At 67.1% G+C, this 4,788-nt stretch carries 5 protein-coding genes and 1 pseudogene; 3 read left to right on the top strand and 3 right to left on the bottom strand.

Annotation, left to right across the window (positions count from 1 at the left end; genetic code table 11):
• The coding region (locus AQI95_RS41070) for a DUF2235 domain-containing protein (RefSeq protein ID WP_167361995.1) at positions 1-769 on the bottom strand (769 nt) is incomplete at its 3' end.
• Positions 770-971: 202 nt separating this feature from the next.
• A complete protein-coding gene (locus AQI95_RS41065) occupies positions 972-1,697 on the bottom strand; it encodes a peptidoglycan-binding protein (RefSeq protein WP_067136175.1) in 726 nt (241 codons plus the stop codon).
• Between the two features lie 373 nt (positions 1,698-2,070).
• On the opposite strand from AQI95_RS41065, the gene AQI95_RS41060 reads away from it, so the two are divergent.
• Complete coding sequence (locus AQI95_RS41060) at positions 2,071-2,430, top strand: hypothetical protein (RefSeq protein WP_067136173.1); 360 nt, start codon at positions 2,071-2,073, stop codon at positions 2,428-2,430.
• Positions 2,431-2,437: 7 nt separating this feature from the next.
• On the opposite strand, the gene AQI95_RS41055 is transcribed toward AQI95_RS41060, so the two are convergent.
• Positions 2,438-2,980, bottom strand: coding sequence for a glycoside hydrolase family 25 protein (locus AQI95_RS41055; RefSeq protein WP_067136170.1), 543 nt, complete (start codon positions 2,978-2,980; stop codon positions 2,438-2,440).
• Positions 2,981-3,327: 347 nt separating this feature from the next.
• Between AQI95_RS41055 and AQI95_RS41050 the strand changes: the two genes are divergently transcribed.
• Complete coding sequence (locus AQI95_RS41050; protein WP_067136169.1) at positions 3,328-4,149, top strand: hypothetical protein; 822 nt, start codon at positions 3,328-3,330, stop codon at positions 4,147-4,149.
• A 213-nt stretch (positions 4,150-4,362) separates the two neighbouring features.
• Positions 4,363-4,788: pseudogene (locus tag AQI95_RS46895) on the top strand (hypothetical protein); the annotation flags it as partial.

Raw genomic sequence — 4,788 nt, 5'->3', positions numbered from 1 at the left:
GCAGGGCGATGTCGGACAGGCCCGTTTCCTTGTAGCCGCCGCCGACATCGCAGTGCGTGCCGGCGAACCACACCTGCTTCAGTTCCTGGCCCTGCTCGGCGGCGCTGGGCTTCTGATGCCACAGCGTCGGCTGGAATGCCGAGCGCTGCTCGTCGACGGCCAGTGCTTGGAAGGCGGCCTTGACCAGGCTGCTCAACTCAGTGTTGTGGAATGCCCACCGGTGGTTGAACTCTTCCACAGCCGAGTTGAGCCACCTGGCGTCCGGTGCTGGGATGCCGAGGGCGCCGACGGTGTCCCACACTCCGATGAAGTGGATTTCCGTCTCGTGCGCGAACGAGCGGCGGAACAGAGTCGAGGTCACGCCGGTCGGCTTCTCGATTCGGTCGCGGTAGAGGGCCCAGGCTGCCTTGATCCGGTGGGCCTGGTCTCGGCGTACGATGCCGCTGTTGCGCACCAGCCCCGCCAGGCTGCGGACGGTGAATGCGCCCCGGCTGAAGCCGAAGAGGAACAGCTCGTCGCCGGGCTCGTAGGCTTCGACGAGGAAGCGGTAGGCGTCGATGATGTTGCGGGACAGGCCCATGCCGAACGCGCCGCCGCGCAGGTGGTCCCACCGTTGGGTGCCCACGCCGCTGTGGTAGTAGACGTGCTGGTCCTCCCCGGCAGCGGTCCCCGGGCGTACGGACAGGGCGAGCTTGGCGACGTTGGTCTTGCTCGGCTGGTCGGCGAAGTCCCATGTTCCGTCGCAGCAGACGACCAGACGCTTGGCCATGACCATTCCTCCTGGACAAGGTGAAGCACCCCCCGTCCCGCACTGAGGGTCCCTCACTCCTCGTAGAGCCCATACTGCCCTGCCACCAGGTGCCGCTCAGGTGGCGGACCGCGTCGGTCAGGACGGCACTGTCGCCGGGGCCCGGCGCACGGACCGGGGCGGAATAGCGCCGGCGCGTCGTCCTCATCGCACAAGGAACGGTCTAGTAGCCGCGTGGCGGTCGGCCGGGGTCGGCCTGCTGGACGAGGGCGGCGAAGTTGGAGCCGGACTGGTTGACTTTGTAGCGGGCACGCACGTAGTTGATGGTGGCGCACATTTCGGCCACGACATCATACGGAGTGGTGGCCGTACCCGCCTGGTGGTACTCGGCGAAGGTGGGGGGAATGCACTGGGTGGCGCCCCGGGAACAGTTCTGCGGATGCCTGTCGGGCATGATCGGCCCATGGGCGTTGGCGTCCGTGGTGTTCACCCGCCAACGCGCTTCATTGTAGGCGGACTCACGCTTGCTGATCGTGACCAGAGCCGGGACCCCGTAGGCCGGGTCCATACCGGTGAGGCTGCACGCAGTACGCGCGTATGCCTGCATCGCGGCTTGTCCTGTCCGGTTGCCAGGGTCCTGGTAGGTCACCTGGGACAGGCTGAGCCTGCCTGCGGCGCCAGAGGAAGCCGAACCGGCGCTCCGGCAGTCCACAGCGAACCCGCTCTGACGGCCCAGCTCCGACAGTGACTTGCAGCCAGGGATGCCGTCGGCGTCGGCACCCACATAACCCTGAGCACGCTGCTCTTCGGCATAAGCGGCTCTGGTCTGGTCCTCGAAGCGGCCGGTGGGGCCGGCCGGGATCATATGGCCACGGGCGATCAGGGCACGTTGAACCGTGCGGATGTCCTCATTCGACAGGCCGTACTGGACATTGGCGAGCGCAACCATGGTGCTGTGCTCCTCTCAAGAGGCTGCCACGGCACCTACCGCACCACGCGGGTCGTCGTGGCCGAGGCGTCGCCCGGGTCTTGTCCAACAGATCTCTCGCCAAGCTTTGCAGCCCAAGCCACTTCCGCTGTACGCGTTGCATACAGCAGGTGGGGGCGGGAGCGTCGAACCTTCTCAATGGCCCGGCCTGACGCTCTCTTTCCATGTTCGACCCTGGGCGGGAGATGTCAATTCGATGCGAGGTGCGCTGGACCGCCGTACTGATTAGCGTGGGCATAGGACCTGCGAATGAAAAAAGGAGGGATGCCACGTGTCCGAACCCTCAATCAACCCTCCGTCATACAAACCTCAACGACGAAGCAATACCGCCTGGGTGGTTCTGGCCGGACTGGTGGTCCTGGGCCTACTCAGCTGGCTGGCTCTGGCCCTGATGTGGAAGAACGCCGACAAACTGCCCAGCGTCATCGGTTCCATCACAAGCCCGATCGTGGCCATTGTCTCCGCCTACCTCGGGCTCAGGATCGGCAACGAGCAAGGACTGGCCGGAACCACCGCGGCCAACGAGTCCCGCGAGAGAGCCGAGAAGAACGTCACGGCCATCCTCGCGGACCTCCCACCTGGACAGGCAGCGAAGTACACCCGGATGATGGGCGCACCGACCGCCCCGTCCAACGAGGCTCCGTGGGCTGTGCCCGTCGCACCGCCGCAGACCGGTGCGAGTGATCAACAGTAGGCGGCCGTCAGCACCATGCGACCAATTCTGCCTTGTCCTTGAAGTTCCCGAGATCCTTGTCCACCGGCTGGGCGCTGTACTGGTGGAAGACCCAGGAATGTTCGATGTCGGGCCTGCCGGGATGGCCGTTGTATTGGGCGATCCACAGGCCGTCGCCGGCGAACGACGTGGTGTCACGGTTCAGCCAGAAGTCGCGGTCGCAGTAGAGGATCACTTTGTGGCCGGGTGCCTTCTTTTGTACCCGTCTGATCCATGCGTCCTTCCATGCCCCCGATATTCCGGGGTCCTCCCAGTCCAGGGCGAGGATGTCACCGTCCACGAGATTGATCTGGGACAGGAAGTAGTCGGCCTGAACCTCGAACGGTCCAGGGCGGGCGAAGTGGTAGAAGCCGGTGACCAGTCCCGCGTTACGGGCGGTCTTCCTCTGGGCCACCCACTTCGGGTTCGTGTAGCTGTGACCCTCCGTGATCTTTATGAACACGAAGTCGAGCCCTTTGACGTCGTATGTTTCCGACTGGATCGACGAGACGTCGATGCCTTTGGTGCTCACCAGATGCCCCTTCCTTCGGAGTGGATGTTTCGAATTTCAGAATACGTCGGTCGGTCAAGTGCCGCTGGGGACGTGAGTAGTTGAGCGGACAATCTATTCCGATGTCTTCGCGGTCCGGCTCCGCGAGCGGCGGGAATGGGGGTGCTCCTTCCCGATGGGCGGCGTAAGGTGGTGGGTGAGCAGAACCTCTGGTCCGGAGCGTCGAATTGTGCCCTCCGGACCCCGCAGGGCAGCGTCGCGTGTCCGGGGCCCGAACCGAGAGAGCCGACTGCTCGGCCCCGGTTCCAGGCGCACCCTTATGACAGAGTCCGTGCTGTGCGCGGGTACGTGACGCGCGGGAAGCGACCATGAGTGGCTTTTCCGACCAGCTGATGGTCCGGTACCTGGATCCGACGCGGGTCCAGCAGCTGCTGGCGCCTCCGGACGATCCGAACCGGGCGCGGATGCGGTCCTTGCTGGCCGCGGTCTACGAACCCAGCACCCTGGAGGTGCGGTTCGTGGACGCAGTCCACGTCACCTCGACCACCTTCCAGGTGCCGGTGAGCGCGCCGGTGACGGTGCGCGGGAACTGGGAGAAGCTGCTGCCGGAGATCGCGCAGGCGCGCGCCGTCCTGGAATTCCCGGGACTGGCACCGCCGTTGTGGGTCGACCTGGCGCTCGACACTGTCGTCACGGCGAGGGTCGCGCTGACCGATGGTGCCTTGGAGTCCCTGGCCTCCGGGCAACTCTCGGGGCTCTCCCAGGCGGACTTCGTCGCCCGTTTCGCCTTCCTCGACCTCGAGGAACTGATGCGCCGCGCCGAGGTCGCCGACTACCGCGAACTCCAGGCGGAGTTCCCCCGGCTGTACCGGCTGCACTACGCAGAGCCGCCTGCCTTCGACCCGAACGCGCCCGCCCGCCGATACCGGCTGCGGGTCTCGGTGCTGTTCTTCCCGGATCTCGACCTCGCCGGAGCGCTGCGCCAGCTGGTCCAGAGCCGACAGGCGCTGGACGACACCCGTCCGCGTCCCGAGGAGTACGACGGCGGGGCACTGCTGGCCGCCAGCGCGTGGCTGGCGGTATTCCCCGAGGCCGCGCTCCCGGCCGCCGACCCTGCCGGAGCGGCGAAGCAGACGACCGACCTGCTCGCCGCCGACGGCTTCGTGGCGGCCTTCGAGGGGATTTCGTAAGTCGCCGGAATTTCGTACATCAGGGAGTTGGGCCAAGGAGGGCGAAGGAGGCGGAGAGGGCACCCAGCACAGGTGGGCGGAGCAGCCCAGGGGGCCGCGGCCGACGCGGCGCGCAGCGGCGATTCGGGTTCCGGCGTCGCGTGCGGCAGGCGTCGCAACGGGACAACGCTTCGTCAGGTATCGCGTCGTCACGCAGCACGTAAGGAGCGGTCGATGCCGGTCAAGTACATCGATGTCCAAGCCAGCAGCGAACTGTTCGCGCCGCAGGTCAGGGCTTTCGGCAACATCGCCATCGTCGGCAGGGGCGGGTTCGCAAGCCCGGCCTCGGCCGCCGAGGAGTTCACCTCGCCGGGGGCGGCCGCGCAGTACCTCAAGGCCCTCGGCGGGACCACACTGTCGGCCGACGCGGCCAAGGGCGCCAACAGTGTCACCGCGTCGGCGAGCGTTCCGGCGCCCGTGCTGGTGCGCCTCACCGCGGACAAGGCGTCGGAGGTGCACACGGTGACCGCCGTCGCCCCGGTGCAGCCGCCCGCTGCTCCCGCCGCCCCTCCGCCCGCCCCTGCGGCCGGCCCTCCTGTCGCTCCGCCCGCCCCGGCCGCGCCCGCCGCGTTCACGCTCACCCTGGACGCCCCGCTGAGC

It is taken from the genome of Streptomyces yokosukanensis (genome assembly GCF_001514035.1).
GTDB classification, from domain to species: domain Bacteria; phylum Actinomycetota; class Actinomycetes; order Streptomycetales; family Streptomycetaceae; genus Streptomyces; species Streptomyces yokosukanensis.
This window is presented reverse-complemented; position numbering and strand designations above follow the sequence as displayed.